This is a genomic window from Streptomyces sp. NPDC055103, from assembly GCF_053607625.1.
Window position 1 is genome coordinate 1 of the sequence record NZ_JBSGTX010000055.1, and the last position, 24,417, is coordinate 24,417.

Below are 24,417 nucleotides of genomic sequence, written 5' to 3' on the forward strand. Positions count from 1 at the left end.
GCCTGCTGTAGGCCGTCCACACACCCGCCAGGCGTACTCGGCGGACGGTCACGCTACGTTCCCGGCCGCCAGCGGCGTGCTCGTCAGCGCGCGCCCTTTCGCTCCACGCCCACAGGCGGGGGTCAGCAGTCAGTGGTCAGCCCAGGAACGCGACGTCCCAGTGGTTGATCTCCAGGGCGTAGATGTTGCCGGACGCCGACTTGTACTGCGGGGCGCCGTCGGCGCGGTTGCCGATGAACGGGAACGTGGCCTTAACGTAGTTGGTCAGGCAGCTGCTCAACGCGAAGTCGATCTTGTAGCCGTTCCAGTGGCTGTACGTCCCGCTCACGTGGCCGGTCTCCGTACCGCCGGTGATGGTCAGCGAGCAGTGGCTCGCCCGCTGGAGCGCGATGGCGCCGTCGGCGGAGGCGCGGCGCAGGCCGTCGAAGGAGGTGCAGGTGCTGTTGTTGCGGTCCGAGCAGTTCCCGGACGACGTCCAGGTGATGCCGCCCGCGCTGCGGAACAGCTCGGACGCCTGGGCGTGGGTGAGCAGCGTGCCGCCGTCCCCGCCGCCGGAGCCGCCGCCGGATCCGGAGACCAGCGCCTGCCAGGTCGCCGGGCCGACGATGCCGTCGACCGGGCTGAGGTTCTTGGACTGCTGGAAGGCCCGCACCTTGGCGTCGGTGCCGGGGCCGAACGCTCCGTCGACGGTCAGGCCGCTGCCGTACCGGTTGAGCTGGACCTGGACCGCCTTGACGGCGGAGCCGCTGTCACCGTTGCGTACCGTGACGATGAGCTTGGACCAGGTCATCGCGCCGACGATGCCGTCGACCGGCGACAGGCCCTTGGCGCTCTGGAAGCTCTTGACCTTGCTCTCGGTCCCGGAGCCGAAGGCGCCGTCGGCGGTGGTCGCCTGACCGTGCGCGGTCAACAGGTGCTGCACGGTGGTCACCTGGGCGCCGGAGTCACCGATGCGGACCAGGGGCCAGTCGGCCGCCTGGGCGGCGGGGGCGGTCAGCAGACCGCCGAGGACCGCGGCCAGGAGGACGGCGAACACCGTTCCCGCGGTGCTCAGGATCCGCCGGGCGGCGACCGTCGCGGTCGGCGCGGTCGGCGCGGTCGAAGTGGTCAGCATGCGTAGCTCCCGTTGGGGTGGACCTGCTCGCAGTACCGGATGTGCAGGTGGTTGTCATGGTTCGGGTACTGGACGGTCAGGCCTTCGGCGATGAGCTGGGGGTCGTTGAAGTAGATGAACTTGACGTGCCCGGGGGCGGCGGCACGGAGGGCCTTGACCAGCTCGCGGGTCGCGTTCCGGTCGTAGGCGCCGGACTGCCAGGTGATGCGGGAGCCGGTGCACTGGGCGGAGTCGGTGCGCACGGGCCAGATGTCGGCGTCGAGGCCGACCTGGTGGCTGGCGTGGCCGCTGATGGTGCCGCCGTGCTCGAAGCTGATGTCACCGACCGGCACCTTGCCGTTGCCGGTGGCGGTGAAGGAGCGGGCGGCCGCCTCCAGTTGGGCGACGGCCGCGGCGGTTCCCCAGTTGGCGGACGCGTTGCCGTCGGGGTTCTGGTCGCAGAGGCTGCCGGCGTTGAAGTCGGCGTACTCGTAGTGCCAGAGGAGGTTGGTCCAGGTCAGCGGCCCGACGACGCCGTCGGCGCCGAGGCCGGCGTGGCTCTGGAAGGTGCGTACGGCACTGGCGGTGCCCGGCCCGAACGCGCCGTCGACCGTGAGGCCCGCGCCGCGCTTGGCGTTGAGCAGGGACTGGACGGCCTTCACGGCGTTGCCGCTGTTGCCCTCGCGGACGGTGACGAAGAGCGCGTTCCAGGTGTTCGGGCCGACGATGCCGTCGCTGCCGAGGTTCTTCGCGGTCTGGAACTCGCGGATCGCGGTGTCGGTGCCGGAGCCGAGGACGCCGTCGGCGGTGAGGTTCTTGCCGTGCGCGTTGAGGAGGTACTGGAGGGCGACGACGTCGGTGCCGCGGTTGCCCTTGCTCTGGGTGGGGACGAAGGCGCCGCCGAACGCCTGGGCGGGTGCGCCCAGGCCGAGTACCAGGGACACGATCGTGGCGAAGAGCAGCCCGAGCCGGGCGAGGTGGGTGCCGGTGAGGGATGGCGTCACTCGGTTGGTCTCCTTGCGGTGAAAGGCGGAAAGGGAAGGCGGAAAGGGAAGGCGGGAAGGGAAGGCGGAAAGGGAAGGCGGGAAGGGAAGGCGGGAAGACAGGCCGGGCCGGCGGGCCTTACGCGAGGAGCGGGCCCTACGCGAGGAGCCGGGCCCAGGTGCGGGCGTCGGCCACCCCGTCGGCCGGCAGCCCGCGGGCGTTCTGGAAGTTCGTCACGGCGGACGCGGTGCCGGGGCCGAACAGACCGTCCACGGTGGCGGGGAACGAGGCGGCGTTGAGCAGGGTCTGGACGCCCTTCACCGCCTCGCCCGCGTCGCCCTGCCGGACGGGCAGGACCAGCTGGTGCCAGGTCTGGTTGCCCGCGACGCCGTCGATGGTCGCGTGGGCGACGGTCTGGAGCTCCCGTACGGCGGCCTCCGTCGCCGGGCCGAAGGAGCCGTCGACGGTGAGGGCGGTGCTGTCGCGCCGGAGCAGCAGGTGCTGGAGCGCGCGGACCCGTACGCCGCTGTCACCCCGGCGGACGGTCGTCCATACGGGTGCGACCGGGTCGCCGCCGACCTTGGCGGCCACGTCGCGGCGCAGCTGCGGCAGCAGCGCGTACAGGCGGTCGCCCGGGCACGCGGTGGCGTTGAAGTCCCGGTGTCCGTAGATCTGGTAGGAGCGGAGACCGTACTGGCGGCAGATGTGCGCGCAGAGTTCGACGAGCGCCGCGTACTGGACGCTGCGGGGCTCGACGGTGGAGTAGGTGCCCTCGTTCTCGATGCCGATGGCGACCGTGTTCTGCTCGAAGGTGTGCGCCGACTCGACCTGCTGCGTGCCGGCCTGGAGGGCGGCCAGGCTGTTGTGGCGGCCTTCGAGGATGTGGGCGCCGCGGCTGATGGTGAAGTGCTGGCCGGTGTCGATCCAGCCGCGCTGGTCCATCTGGTCGTTCTGGATGGCGCGGGCCAGCGAGTACGCCTGGGCGGTGGAGTAGTCGGTGGTGTTCGGTGTGGCGGTGTGATGGACGATGATCTTGTGCGGCGGGGTGGCGAGAGTCTTGACAGGGCTGCTGGGCGGTCGCGCGGCCCAGGCCGCGCAGTCCGCGATCACCGGCCCCGCCACAGCCGCCCGTGCCGTCCCGGCTGCCGGCCCGAACGGCAGCAGGACTCCGGCGGTGACGGCGAACGCGCCGGTGAGGACCGAGCGGCGGCCCGGTCCGGTGGACGGCAATCCGAGGGATGTCATGGGGGCTCCTTCTCCTGGCGGCGAGTCACCGGTGATTCGGGGCGATGTCTGCCCCGGCTCAACAGCCCAGAACCTAGGACCGGTTGGCGGGCCTTCGGCCCGTCCCGGCGTCCCGGACGCGTCCCAGGTCGTCCTGCCGGGACGGAAGGAGGCGTCTCAGGGACGCGACGTCCTGCGCGCGACGTCCTCGGCGTGACGTCCTCCGCGCGACGTCCTCCGCGAGACGTCCTGCGCGCGACCGGTTTCCGCGCGGCCGGTTTCCGCGACCGGCGGTCGCGCACATACGGGAAAGGGGCTGCCCGGCTCATCGCCGGACAGCCCCGCACCGTGAGTTTCAGGGACCTTCTAGACGCCCGGGATCTCCCGCGCGCGGAAGGCGTCCCGTACCGCGTCCGCCGCGGCCTTGCCGTACATCCGCTCCGCCGTCGCGACCGTCGTCAGGGCCGCGTCCTGGAAGCTGGTGTCGGGCGCGAAGCCGAACTGCGCGTTGACGATGATCCGGTCGGCCGTGCGGACGCCGAGCGAGGTGCGGATGTCGAGGAGCGCCCGGGACCAGATCTCGCCGTCGGCGTGGACCTCGCCCTCGCGGTCCGCGTACGTCTTCGTGCCGTCGATCCGGCGGAGGCAGTGCGGGGCCTCGCTGTAGCCGGTGGCGTCCCAGTCGGCCACGCAGGCCGCGTCGGCCTTCAGCGGCCAGTTGTACTTGGTGGCGGCGTTGACGCCGACCGTGACGGCGAGGTAGTCGCCGAAGGCCTCGCCGATCGCGCCGGACTCGGCGTTCGTGCCGAAGCCGGGGACCTGGGCGTCGTGCACGGCGTGGCCGTACTCGTGGACGATGACGTCCGCGTCCTCGGCGTCGTCGACGCCGCCCTTGCCGAGGCGGATCTCGCCCTTCTTGTCGGTGAAGTAGGAGTTGTCGGCGCCCCACTGGTTGAGCCGGACCGGCTGCACGCGGTCGTTCGCGCCGGGCAGCTCGGTGCCGAAGCCGAGGCCCTGGAGGTACTCCTGCGCCTCGTTGATCCAGAAGTACGCCATGACCTGCTCGAACTGGTCCTGGGAGCGGTCGTACGAGGCGGCGTCGGCGACGGCGGCGGGCTTGCCGGTCTCGGAGCGGACGCTCGCCCACTTGCCGTTCAGGCCGCCGCTCGCGTCGAGGTTCCGCAGCGTGACGAGGGCGTAGGCGGAGGCGGGCACGTCGCTCGCCGCGTCCTTGTGGTCGGCGAGGGACTGGTCGCCGGAGGACTGCACGGGGTTCACCATGAAGACCCGGGCCTGCGGCAGTGCGGCCGCGGCGGCCCCCGGGGACGGGAACAGGACGGCGGCGGCCGAGCCGGCGACGGCGACCGCGGTGACCAGGCCGCGAGCGGTGCGGCGGGTGCGGCGGGGGCGGGGAGTCATGGACATCCTCCTGCGGTGGGATGCTGCGACGGGAAGCTTGGCATGCGCGTGACACGCGTGGCGGTGATCTTCGCGCACACCCACGGTTTTGACCAGAGCCAGGAGCTCGGGGGCCGGAGCCCGCACCGCACCCGACCCGGGACCCGCCCCACGACCCGACCCACGACCCGATCCACGACCCGCCCCGGCACCCGCCCCACGACCCGATCCACGACCCGACCCGGGACCCGCCCCACGACCCGACCCACGACCCGCCCCGGCACCCGACCCACGACCCGACCCGGGACCCGCCCCACGACCCGACCCACGACCCGACCCGGCACCCGACCCACGACTCGACCCGGGACGTGACGCGGGCCACACCGCGTCGCGGCCCGCCGCAGTACGCTGTTCGCATGCCTTCGCTCGTACGCCGTCGCCACGTGGACTTCGTCCGCGTCACGAGCATGAGCTGTCGCCGCTCCGCCTGACCCAGAGGCACCGGCGCCCACACCGCGCCCCCGCCGCCCGGGTCCCTCGCTCAGAGCCCAAGCCGACCGGCACCCGTGGCCCCCGCCCCACCCCTGGCGGCCGCCCCGGGCACCCGTAGACCCCGCGGACGCACACATGACTCCCAGCTCGTCCTCCCTCCAGCAGCCGACCCGTGGCGCGCAGACGCCCACCGCGCGGCCGACCCGCGGCGCGCGGTCGCACGAGCCGGTCCCCGGCTCGCGGATCCGGCCCTCCTACGCCTCACAGCTCCCGATCGTCGACCTCTCCGCCGCCGACCGCGGCCCCCAGGCCCGCCGCCTGCTCCACGCCCAGCTGCACTCCGCCGCCCACGACGTCGGCTTCTTCCAGCTCGTAGGGCACGGCGTGACCGAGGCCGAGACGCGCGCCCTCACCTCCGCCACGCGCGCCTTCTTCGCGCTGCCCGAGGCCGACCGGCTCGCCCTCGACAACATCAACTCACCGCACTTCCGCGGCTACACCCGCGTCGGCGACGAGCGCACGCAGGGCGCCCGCGACTGGCGCGACCAGCTCGACATCGGCGCCGAGCGCCCCGCGCGCACGCTCGCGCCCTGGGAAGCCCCGTACTGGTGGCTCGAAGGCCCCAACCAGTGGCCGGCCGCGCTCCCCGAGCTGCGGACCGCCGCCCTGCACTGGATCGACCGCCTCAGCGGCGTCGCCGAGCGACTGCTCCACGAACTCCTGACGTCCATCGGCGCGCCCGCGGACTTCTACGACGACATCTTCGGCCCGCGCGCCCACCCGCACCTCAAGCTGGTGCGCTACCCGGGCAGCAGCGGCGAGGGCGACGACCAGGGCGTCGGCGCGCACAAGGACTACGGCTTCCTCACACTGCTGCTCCAGGACCAGGTCGGCGGACTCCAGGTCCAGCGCGAGGACGGGGAGTTCCACGACGTGCCGCCGCTGCCGGGCGCCTTCGTCGTCAACCTCGGCGAGCTGCTCGAAGTGGCCACGAACGGCTACCTGCTCGCGACGAACCACCGCGTGGTCTCGCCGTCCGGGGCGACGGAGCGCTACTCCGTCCCGTTCTTCTACAACCCGCGCCTGGACGCCCGGATCGCGCCGCTGACCTTCCCGTACGCCTCCAGGGCCCCGGGCGTCACGGCCGACCCGGCGAACCCGCTGTTCGCCGAGTACGGCCGGAACGAACTGAAGGGCAAGCTCCGGGCCCACCCGCTGGTGGCGGCCCGCCACCACGCGGACCTGCTGCTGCACCCGGAGGCGTACCCGGCCATGGCGTCCTGAGCGCCTGCCCGGCGGGTCGGAGCACCGGCGGGCGGGTCACGGCCGGGAGCCGCCCCTGATCCGCCCGCCGGGCCGCCGGACAGGCCCTACGAGCCCTAGCCCGCGATGTCGGCGTAACCCTCGATCTCGCGCGGGTCCCGCTGGCCGGGACCCGTGTAGCGGGCCGACGGGCGCACGAGCCGGCCGGTGCGCTTCTGCTCCAGGATGTGCGCCGACCAGCCGGCCGTACGGGCGCAGCTGAACATCGACGTGAACATGTGCGCCGGGACCTCGGCGAAGTCGAGGACGATGGCCGCCCAGAACTCCACGTTCGTCGCCAGGATCCGGTCCGGGCGGCGGTTGTGCAGCTCGTCGAGGGCGGCCTTCTCCAGGGCGGCGGCCACCTCGTAGCGCGGCGCGTCCAGCTCCTTGGCGGTACGGCGCAGGACGCGGGCGCGCGGGTCCTCGGCGCGGTAGACGCGGTGGCCGAAGCCCATGAGCCGCTCGCCCTTGTCGAGGGCCTGCTTCACGTACGCGGTGGCGTCGCCGGTCCGCTCGATCTCCTCGATCATGCCGAGGACGCGGGAGGGCGCGCCGCCGTGCAGCGGACCGGACATGGCACCCACGGCGCCGGAGAGCGCGGCGGCGACGTCCGCGCCGGTGGAGGCGATGACGCGCGCGGTGAACGTCGACGCGTTCATGCCGTGCTCGGCGGCGGAGGTCCAGTACGCGTCGACGGCCTTGACGTGCTTCGGGTCCGGCTCGCCGCGCCAGCGGATCATGAACCGCTCGACGACGGACTGCGCCTTGTCGATCTCGCTCTGCGGGACCATCGGCATGCCCTGGCCGCGCGCGGACTGGGCGACGTACGAGAGGGCCATGACGGCCGCGCGGGCGAGGTCGTCGCGGGCCTCCTCGACGGAGATGTCGAGGAGCGGCTTGAGGCCCCACACGGGCGCGAGCATCGCGAGCGCGGACTGGACGTCGACCCGGATGTCACCGGAGTGCACGGGGATCGGGAACGGCTCGGCCGCCGGCAGGCCCGGGTTGAAGGCGCCGTCGACGAGCAGGCCCCAGACGTTGCCGAACGAGACGTGGCCGACGAGGTCCTCGATGTCGACGCCTCGGTAGCGGAGGGCGCCGCCCTCCTTGTCGGGTTCGGCGATCTCCGTCTCGAACGCGACGACTCCCTCGAGCCCGGGTACGAAGTCGGACATCAGGCGGCTCCTCTATCGATGATCGATCAACCGTGCGGTGGTCGATGGTGGGGAATCAACAGTCATCCAGCGGAAGAGTCTGTACGGTTCCGATGATGCGGGGAAGCGTGACATCCGGCACACTGCGCCGATCCGGCGAGAGAGGATTAAGGCCGGGCGGTGCCGGGCAGACTGAAGTGCTGCGGCAGGATGACCCCGTGACCGATCCCGTGACGAACGCCGATCCTGATCCCGATCCTGTGTCGAGTGCCGATCCCGATCCCGCGAGCGACGATGTGACCGACCCGGTGGCCGGCGCCCTGGATCCCGCGGACATGCGCGAGCAGTACCGCACGACGGAGCTGTCCGTGTCCGACCTCGCGCCCGAGCCGATCGCGCAGTTCTCCCGCTGGTTCAAGGAGACCGCGGAGAACCCGGCGATCCACGAGCCGAACGCGATGATCGTCGCCACCGCGACCCCCGACGGCCGCCCGTCCTCCCGGACGGTCCTGCTGAAGCACTACGACGCGGCCGGCTTCGTCTTCTTCACCAATTACGGCTCCCGCAAGGGCGAGGAGCTCGCGGCCAACCCGTACGTCTCGCTGCTCTTCCCGTGGCACCCGCTGGCCCGCCAGGTCATCGTCACGGGCCGCGCGGTCCGCACCGGCCGCGACGAGACCGTCGCCTACTTCCGCACCCGCCCGCACGGCTCCCAGCTCGGCGCCTGGGCGAGCCACCAGTCCTCGGTGATCGCCTCCCGCGAGGAGCTGCTCGCCCGCTACGAGGAGCTGGAGACCCGCTACCCCGAGGGCGAACAGGTCCCGGTCCCGCCGGAATGGGGCGGCATCCGGGTCGTCCCGGACACGGTGGAATTCTGGCAGGGCCACGAGAACCGCCTCCACGACCGCCTGCGCTACGTCCGGGAGCCGGAGACCGGCGTGACGAGGACCGGCGTGACGAGGGCCGGCGTGACCGAGAACGCCGAGCCCGAGAACGGCGTGACCTGGCGCGTGGAACGACTGGCGCCCTGACCGGGGGGCAGTCCCCGGAAAACGCAGACGACCGTGAGTCTGGTCCCGTCCGCCTAGGTTCGGACGGGAGCCGGCCGGACATACCGGCGACTCACGGTCGGGTGACTGCGTTGTTCTTCGGCAGTTCGGCCTGCCGAGGTGCACAGAGTGCGACGTGCAGGCCTTAGCCCGCAGCCACCTCGCTGGTCCGGTAAGAAATCACTTCCGGATCACCTCCTTTCGGGCGTGGCTCACACGTTACGAACTCCGCTCAGCGGGCTCAACCGATTTATTCGACGAGTTCGGCTTCACTGCGCCAGGCGTAGGCGAACCCGTCGGCCCGCTGGAGCAGACGCAGGTTCTCGTGGGACGCGTTGAACCGCCCGAGGGGTGTGGCGACGCTGTGCCGACCGGTACTCCGGACCGAGACCCGACCGGTCCGGACTCCGGTCCAACGGCCCTTCAGGACGGTGGCCTGTACGAGATCGCCGCTCGCGAAACCCTGGTGCCGCTTCCGGCGTGGGCGCACCAGCCGAGGAAAGCCGAAGCGGTCCGGGGTGGTGCGGGCGTAGGACCCGCGACCCGTGGACGTGAAGACGTGCACGGGGGTGGGTATGCGGACGATGGTGTCTCCGGCGTCGGAATCCAGAGGTCCCACGCAGAGCGCGTCGAGCGTGTGGGACTTCGCCAGTCCCCGGGTCATGCGATTCGCCGAGGTCAGGGACGCGGGCCAGCAGCGCACCGGCAGGCCCGTCTCCGTGAGCAGCTGGAGGAGCTGCGCCTTCGTCGCGTTCATGGCGGCCGAGTCGGCGAGGGGTGATCGCCGTCGCCTCAGGACGGCGGCCAGGCGCTCGGGCTGATGGGCCAGGAACTCCTCGACGGGACGGGCCGCCTTGGCCTGGTTGCAGGGCACGCACGCGAGGAGGAGGTTGGCGGGGCGGTCGGTGCCACCGCGGGCGCGGGCCCGGATGTGGTCGACGTCGAGCGGGACGCCGGACGCTCCGCAGTAGGCGCAGCTCATTCCCGACCGGACGCGTGGCCGTGCGTGGCCGCCGAGTGCCCCCTTTCCCTCCGCCGCGCTGAGGGCCGGGATGTCGAAGGAGTTCTCCTCGATGTGGATCCCGACGACGGGGGCGTACCGGCGAAGACGGGTGACGACCGAGCGGATCGAGTCGACCCGGTGTCGCAGCGACGGTGCGAGCCAGTCCGGTCGACGGACCCGGTTGGCGAACCGGGGAGGCCGGTAGCGGAGCCGCGTCGACCGTCGTCTGCGCCGGTACCCGGCGCGGCGCACCATCGCCTGATGGATCTGGGGCCCACGGTGCCGCAGCTCGATCGCCACCAGTCCGCGGCGGACCGTGACGGTGCTGCCGTCCGCGGAGGTCTGGGTCCGCGTCTCGGTGAGCGCGAGGCCCGTACCGCGAGAACCGGGGTCGATCCGCAACTCGACGCCTGAGACCTCGGCGTCGACTCGTCTGCGGTCCTTCAGCCGGATGGTGAACGGCGTGTGGCGTGCCACCGCGGCTCGCCCACGAGTCAACAGGGCGCGTGCGCGTGCCGGGTGACACGGCATGAGGGGCAGCCCGTCCCGCGAGAGGACGAACACCCGATGGCTGTGTTTTCCGGTCCCTGCCTGCGGGGCGTCACCGCCCCTGTTCTCTGCCTGTCCGGCGTGACGCCGACGAGCCCGGGTGCCGCGCCCATCGGTCTCCCCTCGCCCATGTCCCCGACCGGTGCCCCGCGCGGGCGCGAGGTGTCCGCGAGCCGTTTCGTCCCTGCTCCCAGGGGTGTCTGCGCTCGCGGATTCCAGAGCAGGCTGCTGAGGAAGCACAGCCTGGTGGGTCTTCCGGCCTGCCGGGAACGTAGCCATCGAAGGCACCCGCTTCCGATCCGACGATCACGATGACTGGGGCTGGTCACTCCGAACCCCCGCAAGGGGATTCCGGCTTGCGCCGAGGAGCGAGTGACCTCACGAGTCCGTTCCCGAAGCCTAGGGAGGATCACCGGACGGCCCGCCCCCGCGAAGCAGGGGTGTGATCTGAGTCACACGTATATGGAGTGGGTGGGGTGGAGGGGGTGAATCATGCCCAGTCGGCCCGCTGCCGCCTCCCGCAGGCGCAATGTTTTCGGGCGAAGACGATGTGCTCTGCGTCACGTTCCAGTTGAATGGGCGCAGCATGGGGGGTACCGGGATGAGTGCTTTCACGGGGGCCGCGAGTGACACCGCCTCCGTTCCGGGGGCCGGGGCCGATCTGTTGGCCGCGTTGCTCGACGGGATGGACGCGGCGCTCTGCGCCCTGGACGCCGACGGGACGATCACACACTGGAACCGCGAGGCCGAGCGGATCCTCGGCTGGTCCGCCGAGGAGGCCGTCGGGCGGCGCGGGTTCGGGGGGTGGGCGGCGCGCGGTGCGGACGCCGAGGAGACCCTCGGGCGGCTGATGGGGGCCATGAAGGGCCCCGGCCGGCAGGTCCACGAGCTGGCGTTGCTGCGCAAGGACGGCGGGCGGGTGCTCGTGCGGAGCCAGGCCGCCGGGGTGCGGGGCGCCGACGGCAGCCCCGCGGGCGTCTACTGCGCCTTCAGCGAGGTCCACGTACAGCTCGATCTGGAGCGTTCGGTCGCCCTGAGCGAGGCCCTCTTCGAGGACGCCTCCTGGGGCGTCGTCCTCGTCGACGCCGACCTGCGCCCCGCCGTCGTCAACGGCCACGCGGCCCGCGCCTTCGGGACGGGGCGTACGGCCCTGCTCGGGCGGCCCCTCGGCGACGTCGTCGTGCACGGCGCCGAGGAGCTGGAGGGCGCGCTCCAGCACGTCCTGGCGGAGGGTACGCCGCCGTCGCCCGCCGAGGTGTGGGTGACGCTGCGGACGTCGGAGGGCGAGCGGCGCCGGTGCTGGCGCAGCGGTTTCCTGCGGTTGTCCTCGCCGATGGCGGAGGAGCCGGTGCCGCTGGGTGTGGCCTGGCTGTTCCAGGACGTGACGGAGGAGCGGCTCGCGCGGCGCGAGGCGGACCGGCTGCGGTTCCGGTGGAGCCAGCTGCACCGGGCGGGTGCGGCGGCCGCCGAGTGCGAGGACCCGGAGGAGGCGGCGACGGTCCTGCTGGACTTCGCGCTCGCGGGCTTCGCGGACCACGCGTTGGTGGACCGGGTGGTCGGGGAGCGCCGTCTCACCCGCGCCCTGGCCACGCCGCCCGGGGCCCCGGGCCCGTCGTCGCCGGTCGTGGGCGGCGGCATCCCGCTTCGGTACGGGCCGAGGCATCCGGCGTTCCAGGCGTGGGACCGGGCGGGCTCGGTGCGGGCGAGCGCGGGCCGGACCGCCGAGGTGTGGGCGGAGGCGCACCAGTGGCCGGGGGACGCGGCGCACGCCCTGTGCGTGGTCCTGCGGACCCGGGGCCGGACGCTGGGCGTCCTGACGTTCCTGCGGGCCGCCTGCCGCCCGGGCTTCGAGCGGGAGGACGTGGCGTACGCGGAGACGGTGGCGTCCAGGATCGCGGCGGAGCTGGGAACGGGGCCCGACACGCCACCGGAGGTGTGACCGCACCCGCCAGGCGGCCCCGTCACGGGCCCCGTCACGCGGCCCCGTCACGGGCCCCGTCACGCGGCCCCCGCTCAGTGGCGGAAGAAGATGCGGTCCCCGTACTCCGTCATCACGCGGCCGTTCCACTCGTGCCCGCCGTCCACGTTCCCGGAGCGCAGCAGCGGCGGCTCGATGCCCCGGCGTACGAGCTCCTCGGCGGCGGCGGCCATCGTGGCCTGCATGAGCGCGCTGGTCACGACGGTCGACGCGGGCGCGAACGGCGCCTCGATGCCCTCGTGGGTGAGCTCCGCGTCCCCGACGGCGATCTTGGAGTCGAGGACGATGTCGCAGTGGTCCCTGAGGTACGACCCCGAGACGTGCCGCGACTTCGTCTCCGTCGCGTAGGCCACCGAGGTGACGCCGATGACGGTGAGGCCGAGGGCGCGGGCGTTCATGGCCATCTCGACGGGCAGGGCGTTGCGCCCGGAGAGGGAGATGATGATCAGGACGTCCCCGGCCTTGGCGGGGGAGGAGTCGAGGACCGCCCCGGCGAGGCCGTCGACGCGCTCCAGGGCGGAGCCGAGCGTGGCGGGCATGACGTCGACGCCGACGACGCCGGGGACGGCGAGCAGGTTCATCAGGGCGAGACCGCCGGCCCGGTAGACGACGTCCTGCGCGGCGAGCGAGGAGTGGCCCGCGCCGAAGGCGAAGAGGCGGTTGCCGTTCGCGACGGCTTCGGCGATCGCGGCGCCGGCGGCGGCGATCTCTTCGGAGTCCCCGTCGCGGACCTGCTGGAGCAGGCCGATCGCGGCGTCGAAGAACTGTCCGGCCAGCTTGCTCTCGCCCATGGCGGCGGCTCCTTCTCGTCGTGGTCGCGGATCACGGTGCGGTCTGGACCATTGCTCTGTCAATACCACCTCACCCCTGTGCGGCCCGGTTGTCGGCGCGATGCGTCAGAATTGGGGCAGGGCCAGCGCACGACTCATCGAGGGGCACGTATGTCCGGACTGATCGACACAACGGAGATGTATCTCCGCACCATCCTCGAGCTTGAGGAGGAAGGTGTGGTCCCCATGCGTGCCCGGATCGCCGAGCGGCTCGACCAGAGCGGTCCAACGGTGAGCCAGACGGTGGCCCGGATGGAGCGTGACGGCCTGGTGGCCGTGGCGAGTGACCGCCATCTGGAGCTGACGGACGAGGGCCGCCGCCTCGCCACCCGCGTCATGCGCAAGCACCGCCTCGCGGAGTGTCTGCTCGTCGACGTGATCGGCCTGGAGTGGGAGCAGGTCCACGCGGAGGCGTGCCGCTGGGAGCACGTGATGAGCGAGGCCGTGGAGCGGCGGGTGCTGGAGCTGCTGCGTCACCCGACGGAGTCGCCGTACGGGAACCCGATCCCGGGCCTGGAGGAGCTGGGCGAGAAGGCGGAGGCCGAGGCCTTCCTCGACGACTCGATGGTCTCCCTCGCGGACCTGGACGCGAGCGGCGGCAAGACGGTGGTCGTGCGCCGCATCGGCGAGCCGATCCAGACGGACGCCCAGCTGATGTACACGCTGCGGAGGGCGGGCGTGCAGCCCGGTTCCGTGGTGTCGGTGACGGAGTCCCCGGGCGGTGTCCTGGTGGGCAGCAGCGGCGAGGCCGCCGAGCTGGACGCGGACGTCGCGGCGCACGTGTTCGTCGCGAAGCGCTGACGCGTTCGCGTCCGCGTCCGTACGTCCCTGGGGGCTGAGCCCTCGGGGACGTACGGCGTCCGTCAGAGGTAGGGGACCGCGATGCCCAGGACGCCGAGTACGAGGATCCCGAGCGGGACGACCAGGCCGAAGGTGTACTTCACGAGCAGCCAGGCGAGCGGCTTCCGGATGACGTTGATGCTCGGGCGCTCCGGGACGTAGACGACATAGCCGTTCTGGTCGCTCGTTTTGTCGTTGCTGTGGTGCACGTTCCCGCTGGTGTCGGTGAAGGTGAAGTGCTCCCGCCATCCGTTGGGGTGGCGAGGCAGGGTGCAGAGGACAGTGATGCCGCGGCGGGCGCAGATGACCCGGTGGCGGATCTTGCCGACGACGCTGACGAGGCAGGCCAGGCCGAAGAGGGCGGCGAGAGTCGACGCGAAGGTGAGAAGGGCCATGTCGACGTAGTAGGCGACGCCGACCCAGACGGTGTAGCCGAGGAAGGCGAGCAGGGTGCTCCACAGCATCCAGGCCCCGCCGGTCTTCTTCTCCTTGGTGACGACCAACGCGCTTCCGGCCGGGTCCCGTTCCTCGGGAAGGGCCTTTTCCAGGGCGGTGAGGAACGCCTCGGTGGCGGTCGGGTTCCCGACGGGGATCCCGTAGGTCTCCTGATCGGTGAGGAGGACCCTGATCAGCGTCTCGCCGTCGGCCATGGCCACGCGTTTGATGGCCGCGTAGGGGATCTCGATCCGTACCCGGCCGCCTTCTTCGGTGAGCGCGAGGTGGTCGGGTCCGAGGGCGGCGGTCGACGAGCCCTGCACGAGTATTTGCTGGGAGGTCACGTCTGATCGACCCGCGCGGGACCTCGATGGTTGCAAGTGCCCCGGTCACGAATGGGTCGCGGGACGGCTGCGGTGTCGTCAACACGCCGTCGTCCGCCCCGGTTTACGGCGGAATCGCCACGCCCGCCCCCTTGTCGTGCCACGCTGAAAGCATGAACGTGGCCGGGCGCGGAAGGGGGGGGCGGGCCGATGGGACCCATGAACGACAGAGGGCCCCGGCGCCTTCCGGCGCCGGGGCCTGTCCTCCCCTGTTCCGACCTGGAGCCCCGAGCTCTCAAGGTCGTTCCCGTCGGACCACTTTTCCCCGAGAGGTCCGCCTCCCGTTCAAGATCTCCCCTCGGCGGCGCGAGTCAATCCTTGAGTCCTGTCACTCGAACGAGGGGTGTTGGGTGGCAGGAGCGCATTTTCGAATGCGAGTTCGATAGTCTGATGCGGTTCGACGGGAAAGAGGGGGTGCCAGGGACATGGCGCGACGACTCGACGTCACCGGGGCCGACGGCGTACGCCTTGCGGCCTGGGACTACACACCGCTGACCGGCGAAGGAGACCTGAAGGCCGTCCCGCGGCCGCCCGCCCCCCGGTCCGCCCCACGAGGCGGACCGACGCCCACCGCCCCGCAGGCCGCCGCCCACGGCTCCGGCGTCTTACTCCTCCACGGCCTCATGGGCCACGCCGCCCACTGGGCCCCCGCCGTGCGCCGCCTCACCGGCCGACACCGCATCGTCGCCCTCGACCAGCGCGGCCACGGCCACAGCCAGAAGCCGGCCGCCGGCCCCTTCACCCGCGAGGCGTACGTCGCGGACGCGGCCGCCGCCGTCGAGCAGCTGGGCCTCGGCCCGGTCACCCTCGTCGGCCACTCCATGGGCGCCCTCACCGCCTGGCAGCTCGCCGCCGAGCGCCCCGACCTGGTCCGCGCCCTCGTCATCTGCGACATGCGGGCCTCCGCCCTCGGCGCCGCCTCGCAGCGCGCCTGGCAGGACTGGTTCCGGGGCTGGCCCGCGCCCTTCCCCTCGCTGGACGCCGTCCGCCGCTGGTTCGGCGAGGACGACCCGTGGGTCGAGCGCCCGAACCCCGCCAGGGCCGCCTTCTTCGCCGAGGTGATGGCCGAGCACCCGGACGGCTGGCGCCCGGTCTTCGACCCGGCGCAGATGCTGACCTCCCGCGAGACATGGGTCCACGACGCCCACTGGGACTCGCTCGCCCAGGTCCGCTGCCCCACGCTCGTCGTCCGCGGCCTCGACGGCGAACTGGGCCGCGCCGAGGCCCAGGAGATGGTCAGGGTCCTGCCCCACGGGGCGTACGCGGAGATCCCCGACGCGGGCCATCTCCTCCACTACGAACACCCGGAGGCCTGGAGCGAAGCCGTGGAACCCTTCCTGAACGGCGTCCTCACCCCGTAAGAAGCACCCTTGGTGCGCCCTCAGTAGGCCCCTCAGTAGGCCCCTCAGTACCAAGGGCGGGTGTCAGGCGTGGGCAGCGGACGCAGCTGCGACCAGCGTTCGAGCAGGCGGTCGGCCAGGGCGGAACTGAGGCGGCCGAGGGCGTGCAGGTGATCGTGGTCGCGGGTCATGCCGGCGACCACGCCCAGGCGGTGGACGAGCCGCTCGCGGGCGGAGGCGTTGCCCCACTCGAAGTCCTCGGCGGGCACCCGGGCGAGCTGGTCGGCTGTCCCTCGGTGGGCCCTTTCGACGAGCGCGTCGCCCTGGATCAGCCAGCCCGCGCACGCGTCGGCGAGGTCACCCGGCACGTCCTTCCCGGTGAGGCCGCGCCAGGTGGTCCGGTAGACGTCCTCGACCTCCGCGAGCGGGGTCGCGGTGACCGACATGGCACACCAGCAGGTGGGGAAACCGATGCGGAAGTAGGCGAGTTCGACCAGACCGTTGCCGAGGGAGGCCCGCTCGAAGTCGACGAAGCGGACACCGTCGGCGGTGCGCAGATCATTGCCGGGGCAGGGGTCGCCGTGCAGCAGCGCATGGTGCGACGTGGGGTCCAACCGCTCAAGGAGCCCGGCGAGTTCATCGGGAACCGTGGACGGTACGGGCACGTCGAGCGCCCTGGCCAGGGCGAGGAACGACTCCGCGTCCGAGTCCGTGGGCCCCGAAGCGACCGGCAGCGCGCCGGCGTCGGCGGGTCCGGTCAGGGCGTGCAGCCGGGCGAGCGCCTCGGCGTACCCCGGCATCCAGTCGTCCGTCCTGCCGAGATCGGCCACGTGCTCAAGGACCATCACCCGCGAGGACGGGTCCGTGGCGAGCACGGCGGGGGCGACGGAGCGGGTCGCGGCGGGCCCGGAGGGCCGGCCCGCCAGGCGCAGCCCGGCGAGTTCACGCGCGAAGCGCGTGTCCGCGTCGGCGTCCGCGTCCCCCTCGTCGGTGATCTGCTTGACGATCACCAGCCGCTGGTCGGCCAGCCGCACCCGCCACACCCGTGACCGGGGACTGCTGTCCAGGAGTTCGACCTGCGCGGGGGTGCCCACGGTGGAGAGCAGATCCTCAGGGAACGGTAAACGTTTCAGCATGCCGAGGAGCGTAGCCGCAGCCCTGCCCTCGGCCGGGGGCTCGGTCAGCCACGCGATCAGCCGCGTGAACAGTCGCCCGATCAGTCGCCCGATCCCTCGCTCGCCCCTACGATCACGCCCATGTCTCTCAGCTCACCGATACCCGTCCTGCGCGGCTCCGGCGGAGCCGTACTCCAATCCGAAGGTGACGCCCTGGTGTTGAGCCGGGCGGCCGAGGAGGCGCGGATCCCGCTCCAGGCCGTCCGGCAGATCCGCGCGGAGGGCCGCGCCGTCGCCGTGGAGCTCACCGCCCCGGCCGGGAAGGCCCCGGCGGTGCACCGGGTCGAGGGTGTGAGCGAGGCGGCGGCGACGATGTTCGCCGACGCCGTGAACGCGACTCTGCCCGCGCACGCGGGGGAGGCCGGGGAGATCGACGGCGCGACCCTCGTCACCGTCCGCGCGCTGACGGAGTCCGACAAGGACGCGCGCAAGCGCAGGCTCAAGCGCTGGACGTGGGTGGCCGCCCTCGTGATCGTCGCGGTGACCGTGACCGTCGGGATCCTGGGCCCGGCGGTCCTCGCGATCGCGTTCCTGGTGACCGCCCCGGTGGGCGTGACTCTCGCCGGGTTCGGCGCCTTCGCGACGAAGATGGCGTACGACGAGTGGTACCTGCCCCGGTACGGCATCACCGTCGAGGCGGTGCGGTACGAGAACACGAGCGACCTGTTCGGCCGTTCGGGCAACTACATGTACACCGACCTGCACGGCGCGAACCGTCGCGTGTACGAAAAGGGCAGCGCAGCGACCGTCCAGGTCGCCTACCACCCGAAGAAGCCCGGCACCGTGACCGTCACGTACGCGCGGCTGAGCAAGACGTGGCACACCGCCTTCGCCCTGGGCCTCCTGCTCTTCGGCCTGGGGATCTGCGCCGGAGACATCGTCATGGCGATCGGCGCGGTCCAGGGGATGTACGACGAATACGCCATCACGCCGGGCGGCTGAGGGCGAGCAAGGCAAGCAAGACCGGCGACAGCGGGCCGAGGGTACGGCGCCTCGGCCCGCTACCGATCTGCTGATCTGTTGATCAGACGGCGTCGAGGAACGCGGACCAGGCACCGGGGGAGACGGAGAAGGAGGGAACAGCAAGATCCTTGGAGTCCCGAACGTGCACGGCATCCGCACAGGAGGCGACCTCGACGCAGTCGCCGCCCTGGGGGCCGCTGTAGGAGGACTTGGCCCAGGAGAGGGCAACCTCGACGCAGTTGCCGCCCTGGTCGCCGCTGTAGCTGCTCTTGAACCAGTTGAGGTCGGTGCTCATAGCTCTCGTGCCACCTGTTCGATGAGTTGTGCCGATTCCTCCGGTGTGAGGGCCTGTGCCCGCAGGGTGCCGTAGCGGGCGAAGCAGTCCCCCACGTCCGGCTGCTCGCTGAGAAAGTACCTGCCGCCCTGACCCTCGACGTAGACGAGTTGGCCTTGGCGGCGCTCGGTCTCAAGAAGGATGAACGGCCCGTTGAGCCCGGCGTGCGTCCTCCGGTCCTCCGGCATCACCTGGATGGTGACGTTCCGCAGGTCGGCGCACTCACGCACGTACAGCAGGTTCTTCCGGAGCACTTCCGGCCCGCCGAGCGGCTTGGTCAGCGCGGCCTTCTCGAGGACGAAGGTCACCAGCGGCGCGGGCCTGCGGGTGAAGAGCTCCTGGCGCTTGATCCGGGCCGCGACGCCGGCCTCTATCTCCTCGTCCTCCAGCGCCGGGACGGCGCAGTGGAAGACGGCCCGCGCGTACTCCGGTGTCTGGAGCGGCCCAGGGATCAGATGGTTCTCGTACATGTGGATGCCCGCCGCCTTGGCCTCCTCCTCCAGGTAGTCCTCGAACCAGGCGGCGATGCCGCTCGCAGTGACCTCCCCGGCCACGGCCCGAAGTGCACCTTGTGCACCCAGCAACTCCTCCGCGATGTCGACGAAGTTCCCCTTCGCCCGCCGCTCCCCGCGCTCGATCATGGCCACCTGGGACTTGGAATATCCGGTCGCCCGGCCCAGTGCCTCCTGTGAGATGCCTGCCCGCTCGCGGTAGAAGCGCAGGAGCGCACCGAAGGCCTTCGCGGCCCCCGGGCTCCCCTTCTTCTCGTTGTTCACACCCGACCTCCCGAGTGCACAGTCCTGCACAAACGGACTGTGTCGCTGGTCACAGCAGACCACGCCCTCCAAGCTGGCCGCATGAATCTGCGCAAGTCGCTTGACACCGAACCCTCTTGGGTTCCCGCGACCGGTCACGCTCTCCGTCACGCGGGCGTGCACTTCGACGCCGTACGGATCGGGGGCTTCCTCGGTGAGGACGTCGCGTACCGGACCATGTCGTTCACGGATTTCCAGGCGGGCCCGATCGTCCGCGAGGCCACGGGCGAGAAGAACCTGTACTTTCTGCTGCCGCCGCGCGCCGCAGGCGACTTCGCGTGGCCGGCGCCGACGAGGGCGCTGAGCGGGAGCGGCAGGAGTGAGGCGTACGTCGGGATTCCGGCGCTGCACGGGCTGACCTGGCCGTTGGACTGGCGGTCGCGGCCGACGCTCGAAGATCCGTTCGTAGAGGCGGAGTTGTTGCATTGGACCGTAAAGTCTGCGCTACGGTAGTCGTGTTATCACGCTCCGTAAATGGAGCGGTCCCCGGGGGTGCGCCAACACCATCCGAGGACCTTCACGCCCAGTGGAAAGCAGTCCACCAGAAATGCTTCGGCATGTTATCGCGCCTACGCGCGGCTATACGAAGTCTTCGAACAGCGTCATCCGTCACCGCCGGATGGACAGCGACGCGAAGATCCTGCTGCTCACGGTCCAGGAGCTCCCCGAGTCCGCCTGCGACGGGCCCCTCGGCAAGGTTGCCGAAGACGAGCTGGGGTGGAACTACCGAAAGTACCGCAAGGCCAAGAAGGACCTGGTCGAGAGCGGTTACCTGCACGAGTGGAAGTGGCAGGACGGGCGCGGGCGGTGGGTCACCGAGCAGCTCATGTCGAACGTCACCCTCACGCGTGACGAGGCGGGGGATGTCCGGGACGGGAATCCGCCGCCCGAGTCGCCGAGTGAGCAGGTCCCGACCGTCGGTTTTCCAAGGGGCCGGAAAGCCGGAAGTTACCTACCTGGAGACAAAGACCGGGATAAGACCTCTCCCCACCCACCCTCCAAAGCGCAGGCGCAGGCGCAACGCGAACCGGAGCAGGAGCAGGAGCAGGAGCAGGAGCAGGAGCTGGCGCCGGACCCGAACCCGGACCCGGAGCCGAACCCGGACCCGGACCCGGACCCCGAGCCGCCGACCGAGGTGGAGGCCCACCCTCCCGCCGATACGGAGGCCGAGCCGCCCCCCGAGGTCGCCGTCGAGACAGACCCCACCGCCCCACCCGCCGCCGAATCCGGCACCGACCCGGAACTCATCCTGGCTGAGCGGCTACTGCTCTCCCTCCGCCACTCCCACACAGACCTGCTGCTCGGCGTCCGGGAGGCGCGGGGGCTGGCCGATCAGGCGGCGGAATGGCTCCGTCGCGGCGTCCCGGCGGCCGATCTGCGCCGGGCCCTGACGGCGTACCTGCCGGGCAACGGCGTGCGGTCGGCGGTGGGCTTCCTCCGGCACCGCCTGACGGTGAAGATGCCGGTTCCGGACGCCCCTGAGGCCCCGACCCCCTTTGCCGCCCCGCCCCCCTTGGGCGCCCAGACCCCCTTGGGCGCCCCGACCCCCCCGGCCGCCCAGGAGGCCCCGCCCGGGCCGCCCTCCCGCCCGGCGCCGCTGATCGCCTGTGAGGGCCCGGGGAACCCGCACGTGTTCCGTCCGACGGCCGACGAGACCCACTGCCGCCCGTGCCGCCAGGAAGCGGCCTGGGAGGAGCACGAACGCCGCTACGCCCGGCCTCGGAGCCGCCCCGACAGCAGCCCCGTGGTCTGGCGGGACCACTTCGACAAGTACGCCCAGGGCCTGATCACCTGAGGGCCGCCGTCCGTCCCGGGGACGACCGGGCGGCCGGAACCGGGGCGAGCGCATGTCTGGTCGCGGCGCCCGGGGAGACGGCGACTTCTAGGATCTGCGGCATGACAACGAGACTCGTGCAGATCAACATGAAGGCCCACGACGACGCCGCGCTCGGCGGGTTCTGGGCGGAGGTACTCGGCTGGGGTGTCCACAGCGAGGGGCCCGGTGTGACGAACCTGGAACCCGTGGGTTTCTCGTACCCCGCCCCCGAGGCCGTCGTCATCGACATCATCGCCCGCCCGGAAGCCAAGACGGGGAAGAACCGGGTGCACCTTGATCTGGCCACCACGTCGACCGCGCATCAGGAGGAGCTGGTCGCGCGCTTGAAGGGGCTCGGCGCGACGCTCGCCGACGTGGGTCAGGGGGACGTCCCCTGGACGGTCATGGCGGATCCGGAGGGCAACGAGTTCTGTGTCCTGGAGCCCCGGGAGCTCTACCAGGACACCGGGCCGATCGCCGCCGTGGTGGTCGACTGTGCCGACCCGCGAGCGATGGCCCGGTTCTGGGACCAGGCGACGGACTGGAAGCTGCACGAGGTCGCCGACGACCACGCGACCATGCGCTCCGCCCAAGACGTCGGCCCCTACCTGGAGTTCGTCCGCACCCCTGACGCCAAGAACGGGTGGAACCGCGTACACCTCGACGTCCGCCCCTACGCCGACGGCGACGTGGAAGCGGAAGAGGCCCGACTGCGCGCCCTGGGCGCCACCGACCCGGCTATCGGCCTTGACCGGTCCGCGATCCACTGGACGGTTCTGGCCGACCCGGAGGGCAACGAGTTCTGCCTCCTCGCTGCCCGCTGACCTCGGCCGGCGGCTCCGGCCGGCGCCCTCGTAGGGGGCCGCCCGGAACGGGCACGCGGTGCGCCGGGGCGCTGGAGACACCAGCGGTGGCCATGGACGTGGCGAAGTCGATGGCGGCACTCTCCCGGCTCGTCCGGAGAAGCCGACCTTCGCCCACTGGATACGAGGACCACAGTCCCAGGACACTCAAATCAACGGGATGCTGACGTCCCAAGATGAGCCGTCGAACGCGGTCTACCAGGGTGAGCGGGTGTCGCGGCGTGCTTCTGGGGTCTGCTCGGGCAGAGCCGTGTTCTGGTCGGTGCGCAGCAGCATGCCCGGGTCGGGTTCGAAGTCCTCGTTGGGTGGTGCCGGCTGATGGAAACGCTCGGTGCGCGGAATGGTGACTTCCACCAGCCGGCCCTCCTGGAACATCCATAGCCCGAAGCAGTCGTCGTCCTGGTCGCGAAGCAGAACTTGCACCGTATGCGGATTCGGCCACGGCAGCGACTCCAGGTGCCTGAGCAGGCCCTGGCGGGCACCCATCTTCTCGAACTCCAGGGCCCACCCGAACTCGTAGCCCCAGTGCCCCGCTATCGGGACGAGGCGACCTCGCCACGTGCGTTCCGGGTCGTCCTGGGTCAACGGTTCCATCACTTCGTCCGACCAGCGGGCGAGCACGATGACCTCGGCGTCTCTACTCATGCCGGAGTATGGCCGCATCCGCCTGATCCGCCGCAACCACGTTTCTCAACCGGCCGACGCAGGCGCAGGTGGGCGGATCGGCGACGAGCTCTCAGTGCCGGCGAGCCCGACGACGGCGCCTTCGGAGAAGCTCATTTGCGCCTCTGTCACGGCCCTGATCAGCTCACACGACCCATTGGGCGGCACCAGGCCGGGTGTATCGACTGCGCCCTGCCCGACGCCAGTGCTGTGACCGGGATGGTTCACCGTGGTCGGGAGACGGCTCACGGGACGAGCGCGGTCCGCGAGGCGAGTGGTAGTACTGGTGCATGCAGGAAGAGACCGCGCGGTCCGCGATCGACACGTTCATCTCCGCGTTCAACGCCTCGGACGACAGCTATGTGACCGCGCTGCTCTCCCAGGCCCTCACCTCGGACGTGGTCTTCTGGGGACCGTTGGGCCGCAGTGAGGGGATCGAGGCGGTCGAGCGGTTCGTGCTGGACATCCGGCGCCACCCCGCGGGGACCGGCACGATGGTGCGCTGTTCGGCGGTGGACATGCCGGACGAGTGGGCCCGGTACCAGTGGGTCTTCACGACGCCGGACGGAGGACCCCGCCTGGCGGGAACGGACGTCGTCCATCTGCGGCGGAGCCTCATCGACCAGGTCATCGTGTTCGCGGGGGAGATCGAGCCGTTCGCTTGGCCACGAGCGGACCGATGAGGGGCCCCAGCGAACCTATGCGGTCACAGCACTAGCGGCGGCTCCTTCGAACGTCGCGCCGGAAGTGCCCCAAGCCGGCACGCAGATTGAGGTAGTCGAGGGCAAGCGCCGCACCCCGAGCAGCCCACGCCACTGCCCTCACCAGGACCTCGTCCACGACAGCCTTCTTTCGTCGAACGCATTTCCCCGTCAGACGCCCTTACAGCGCCCACAGTTGAGCCGTTGCGCCGCGGAACTGTCCGGCCTCCTTGGCGTGATCAGGTCGGTCCGCTCCGTGTCCACCCTCCACTTCTACGAGAACGAGTCCTAGTCGGTGAGCGCGGCACGGACCACGGAGACGACCCGTTCTCGCTGTAGTTCGGGGGTGGCCCGGGTGTCGGGGCGCAGGGTGTGGACGACCCGGCGGTTCGGGTCGTCGGGGGTTGCGAAGACGCCGGTCGTCCAGCCGCCGCTGGAGCCGGTCTTGCCCCAGACCCTGGTGCCGTCGAGATCGAGCCCCATCAGCCCGCCGGCGCTGAAGCAGGCCATGGCCGGGGGCAGCTGGTGTTCTCGGGGGCGCCCGGAACCGTCGGTATCTCGAAGAGGTGCCGCTGCTGGGCCGGAGGGAGTACCCGTCCGCCCAGCAGCGCGCGGAGGAATCTGTCCAGGTCGGGCGCGGTGGACCCCAGCCCGCCCTCCGCCCAGGACCAGGCGATCGCCGGTTCTTCGGAGAGCGCGGTGGGCCGCAGGGCCAGGGGGCGCACGATCCGCCGCTCCAGCTCGTGGGCGAAGGAGCGTCACGTCGTCGGGCAGACCGGCGAGCAACGCCTGTACCGATGCGGAGGAGTACGGCGTGACCGGCGTGGCCGTCGCCGTCGGGGCGGCGCCGAGACCGGCGGCGAGTGCCGCCGGCGCGGCGCCGGTGACGGCGAGACGACGCCGGGCACGGAGGCGGCGGGTGCGGAGGCGGCGGGTGCGGGTGTGGGCGGTCATCGGTGGCTCCTGGGGGGCGGTGCGGGCGGCTCGGCTCGGTTCTTCGCTGTCTCGCGTCTGAACCAACCTTCGCGCC

24 protein-coding genes and 1 pseudogene are annotated in these 24,417 nt (G+C 71.6%); 10 read left to right on the top strand and 15 right to left on the bottom strand.

What is annotated here, in order from left to right; all coding sequences use genetic code 11:
* Positions 1–136: 136 nt before the first annotated feature.
* The 5 genes and pseudogenes from ACWFR1_RS28870 to ACWFR1_RS28890 form a co-directional block, all read right to left on the bottom strand.
* Positions 137–790, bottom strand: coding sequence for a peptidoglycan-binding domain-containing protein (locus ACWFR1_RS28870; protein WP_453556299.1), 654 nt, complete (start codon positions 788–790; stop codon positions 137–139).
* Positions 785–1,114: pseudogene (locus ACWFR1_RS28875) on the bottom strand (peptidoglycan-binding domain-containing protein); the annotation flags it as partial. The gene ACWFR1_RS28870 and the pseudogene ACWFR1_RS28875, both read right to left, overlap by 6 nt.
* Positions 1,108–2,097 carry a penicillin-insensitive murein endopeptidase gene (locus tag ACWFR1_RS28880; RefSeq protein WP_453556150.1) on the bottom strand — a complete coding sequence of 330 codons (990 nt, stop codon included), beginning with the start codon at positions 2,095–2,097 and terminating at the stop codon, positions 1,108–1,110. The pseudogene ACWFR1_RS28875 and the gene ACWFR1_RS28880, both read right to left, overlap by 7 nt.
* Positions 2,098–2,233: 136 nt before the next feature.
* Positions 2,234–3,322, bottom strand: coding sequence for a peptidoglycan recognition protein family protein (locus ACWFR1_RS28885; RefSeq protein WP_453556153.1), 1,089 nt, complete (start codon positions 3,320–3,322; stop codon positions 2,234–2,236).
* Between the two features lie 345 nt (positions 3,323–3,667).
* A complete protein-coding gene (locus tag ACWFR1_RS28890; RefSeq protein ID WP_453556156.1) occupies positions 3,668–4,720 on the bottom strand; it encodes a M4 family metallopeptidase in 1,053 nt (350 codons plus the stop codon).
* A 606-nt stretch (positions 4,721–5,326) separates the two neighbouring features.
* Between ACWFR1_RS28890 and ACWFR1_RS28895 the strand changes: the two genes are divergently transcribed.
* Positions 5,327–6,475, top strand: a complete 1,149-nt coding sequence (locus tag ACWFR1_RS28895) for an isopenicillin N synthase family dioxygenase (RefSeq protein ID WP_453556159.1) — start codon at positions 5,327–5,329, stop codon at positions 6,473–6,475.
* A gap of 95 nt (positions 6,476–6,570) precedes the next feature.
* Here the strand turns inward: ACWFR1_RS28895 and ACWFR1_RS28900 are convergent, their stop codons facing one another.
* Positions 6,571–7,671, bottom strand: coding sequence for a citrate synthase 2 (locus ACWFR1_RS28900; RefSeq protein ID WP_317598079.1), 1,101 nt, complete (start codon positions 7,669–7,671; stop codon positions 6,571–6,573).
* A gap of 197 nt (positions 7,672–7,868) precedes the next feature.
* On the opposite strand from ACWFR1_RS28900, the gene pdxH reads away from it, so the two are divergent.
* A complete protein-coding gene (pdxH, locus tag ACWFR1_RS28905; protein ID WP_453556163.1) occupies positions 7,869–8,681 on the top strand; it encodes a pyridoxamine 5'-phosphate oxidase in 813 nt (270 codons plus the stop codon).
* A 268-nt stretch (positions 8,682–8,949) separates the two neighbouring features.
* Here the strand turns inward: pdxH and iscB are convergent, their stop codons facing one another.
* Positions 8,950–10,266 carry an RNA-guided endonuclease IscB gene (iscB, locus tag ACWFR1_RS28910; protein WP_453556166.1) on the bottom strand — a complete coding sequence of 439 codons (1,317 nt, stop codon included), beginning with the start codon at positions 10,264–10,266 and terminating at the stop codon, positions 8,950–8,952.
* Between the two features lie 586 nt (positions 10,267–10,852).
* Here iscB and ACWFR1_RS28915 point away from each other — a divergent pair.
* Positions 10,853–12,190, top strand: a complete 1,338-nt coding sequence (locus ACWFR1_RS28915; RefSeq protein ID WP_453556169.1) for a PAS domain-containing protein — start codon at positions 10,853–10,855, stop codon at positions 12,188–12,190.
* A gap of 74 nt (positions 12,191–12,264) precedes the next feature.
* On the opposite strand, the gene ACWFR1_RS28920 is transcribed toward ACWFR1_RS28915, so the two are convergent.
* Positions 12,265–13,020 (bottom strand): SIS domain-containing protein, encoded by a 756-nt coding sequence (locus tag ACWFR1_RS28920; protein WP_453556172.1) that lies wholly within the window; start codon positions 13,018–13,020, stop codon positions 12,265–12,267.
* 150 nt (positions 13,021–13,170) lie between these two features.
* Here ACWFR1_RS28920 and ACWFR1_RS28925 point away from each other — a divergent pair, with 150 nt between their 5' ends.
* A complete protein-coding gene (locus ACWFR1_RS28925; protein ID WP_024760001.1) occupies positions 13,171–13,860 on the top strand; it encodes a metal-dependent transcriptional regulator in 690 nt (229 codons plus the stop codon).
* Between the two features lie 62 nt (positions 13,861–13,922).
* On the opposite strand, the gene ACWFR1_RS28930 is transcribed toward ACWFR1_RS28925, so the two are convergent.
* Positions 13,923–14,678 carry a hypothetical protein gene (locus tag ACWFR1_RS28930; protein ID WP_453556176.1) on the bottom strand — a complete coding sequence of 252 codons (756 nt, stop codon included), beginning with the start codon at positions 14,676–14,678 and terminating at the stop codon, positions 13,923–13,925.
* A 464-nt stretch (positions 14,679–15,142) separates the two neighbouring features.
* On the opposite strand from ACWFR1_RS28930, the gene ACWFR1_RS28935 reads away from it, so the two are divergent.
* A complete protein-coding gene (locus tag ACWFR1_RS28935) occupies positions 15,143–16,078 on the top strand; it encodes an alpha/beta fold hydrolase (protein WP_453556179.1) in 936 nt (311 codons plus the stop codon).
* 44 nt (positions 16,079–16,122) lie between these two features.
* On the opposite strand, the gene ACWFR1_RS28940 is transcribed toward ACWFR1_RS28935, so the two are convergent.
* Positions 16,123–17,193: a phosphotransferase gene (locus ACWFR1_RS28940; RefSeq protein WP_453556182.1), complete on the bottom strand. Its 1,071-nt coding sequence runs from the start codon at positions 17,191–17,193 to the stop codon at positions 16,123–16,125.
* A 120-nt stretch (positions 17,194–17,313) separates the two neighbouring features.
* Here ACWFR1_RS28940 and ACWFR1_RS28945 point away from each other — a divergent pair, with 120 nt between their 5' ends.
* Positions 17,314–18,174, top strand: a complete 861-nt coding sequence (locus tag ACWFR1_RS28945; RefSeq protein WP_453556185.1) for a hypothetical protein — start codon at positions 17,314–17,316, stop codon at positions 18,172–18,174.
* 82 nt (positions 18,175–18,256) lie between these two features.
* On the opposite strand, the gene ACWFR1_RS28950 is transcribed toward ACWFR1_RS28945, so the two are convergent.
* Both ACWFR1_RS28950 and ACWFR1_RS28955 read right to left on the bottom strand, forming a co-directional pair.
* On the bottom strand, positions 18,257–18,490 hold the full coding sequence (locus ACWFR1_RS28950; protein WP_453556188.1) for a DUF397 domain-containing protein: 234 nt from the start codon (positions 18,488–18,490) through the stop codon (positions 18,257–18,259).
* Positions 18,487–19,305 (bottom strand): helix-turn-helix domain-containing protein, encoded by an 819-nt coding sequence (locus ACWFR1_RS28955; RefSeq protein WP_453556191.1) that lies wholly within the window; start codon positions 19,303–19,305, stop codon positions 18,487–18,489. Before ACWFR1_RS28955 ends, ACWFR1_RS28950 begins: the two co-directional genes overlap by 4 nt.
* Positions 19,306–19,386: 81 nt before the next feature.
* Between ACWFR1_RS28955 and ACWFR1_RS28960 the strand changes: the two genes are divergently transcribed.
* From ACWFR1_RS28960 to ACWFR1_RS28970, 3 genes are all read left to right on the top strand, one after another.
* On the top strand, positions 19,387–19,797 hold the full coding sequence (locus ACWFR1_RS28960; protein WP_453556194.1) for a hypothetical protein: 411 nt from the start codon (positions 19,387–19,389) through the stop codon (positions 19,795–19,797).
* Positions 19,798–19,963: 166 nt separating this feature from the next.
* The gene (locus ACWFR1_RS28965) at positions 19,964–21,139 is read left to right on the top strand and encodes a hypothetical protein (protein WP_453556197.1); all 1,176 of its coding nucleotides are present in this window, start codon (positions 19,964–19,966) and stop codon (positions 21,137–21,139) included.
* Positions 21,140–21,240: 101 nt separating this feature from the next.
* Complete coding sequence (locus ACWFR1_RS28970; RefSeq protein ID WP_453556200.1) at positions 21,241–21,984, top strand: VOC family protein; 744 nt, start codon at positions 21,241–21,243, stop codon at positions 21,982–21,984.
* 234 nt (positions 21,985–22,218) lie between these two features.
* Here ACWFR1_RS28970 and ACWFR1_RS28975 read toward each other — a convergent pair whose 3' ends face one another.
* Positions 22,219–22,668, bottom strand: a complete 450-nt coding sequence (locus tag ACWFR1_RS28975; protein WP_453556203.1) for a hypothetical protein — start codon at positions 22,666–22,668, stop codon at positions 22,219–22,221.
* Positions 22,669–22,976: 308 nt separating this feature from the next.
* On the opposite strand from ACWFR1_RS28975, the gene ACWFR1_RS28980 reads away from it, so the two are divergent.
* Positions 22,977–23,369 carry a nuclear transport factor 2 family protein gene (locus ACWFR1_RS28980; protein ID WP_453556206.1) on the top strand — a complete coding sequence of 131 codons (393 nt, stop codon included), beginning with the start codon at positions 22,977–22,979 and terminating at the stop codon, positions 23,367–23,369.
* A 306-nt stretch (positions 23,370–23,675) separates the two neighbouring features.
* On the opposite strand, the gene ACWFR1_RS28985 is transcribed toward ACWFR1_RS28980, so the two are convergent.
* Both ACWFR1_RS28985 and ACWFR1_RS28990 read right to left on the bottom strand, forming a co-directional pair.
* Positions 23,676–23,870 (bottom strand): hypothetical protein, encoded by a 195-nt coding sequence (locus ACWFR1_RS28985; RefSeq protein ID WP_453556209.1) that lies wholly within the window; start codon positions 23,868–23,870, stop codon positions 23,676–23,678.
* The gene (locus ACWFR1_RS28990) at positions 23,870–24,112 is read right to left on the bottom strand and encodes a hypothetical protein (protein ID WP_453556212.1); all 243 of its coding nucleotides are present in this window, start codon (positions 24,110–24,112) and stop codon (positions 23,870–23,872) included. Before ACWFR1_RS28990 ends, ACWFR1_RS28985 begins: the two co-directional genes overlap by 1 nt.
* Positions 24,113–24,417: the final 305 nt, after the last annotated feature.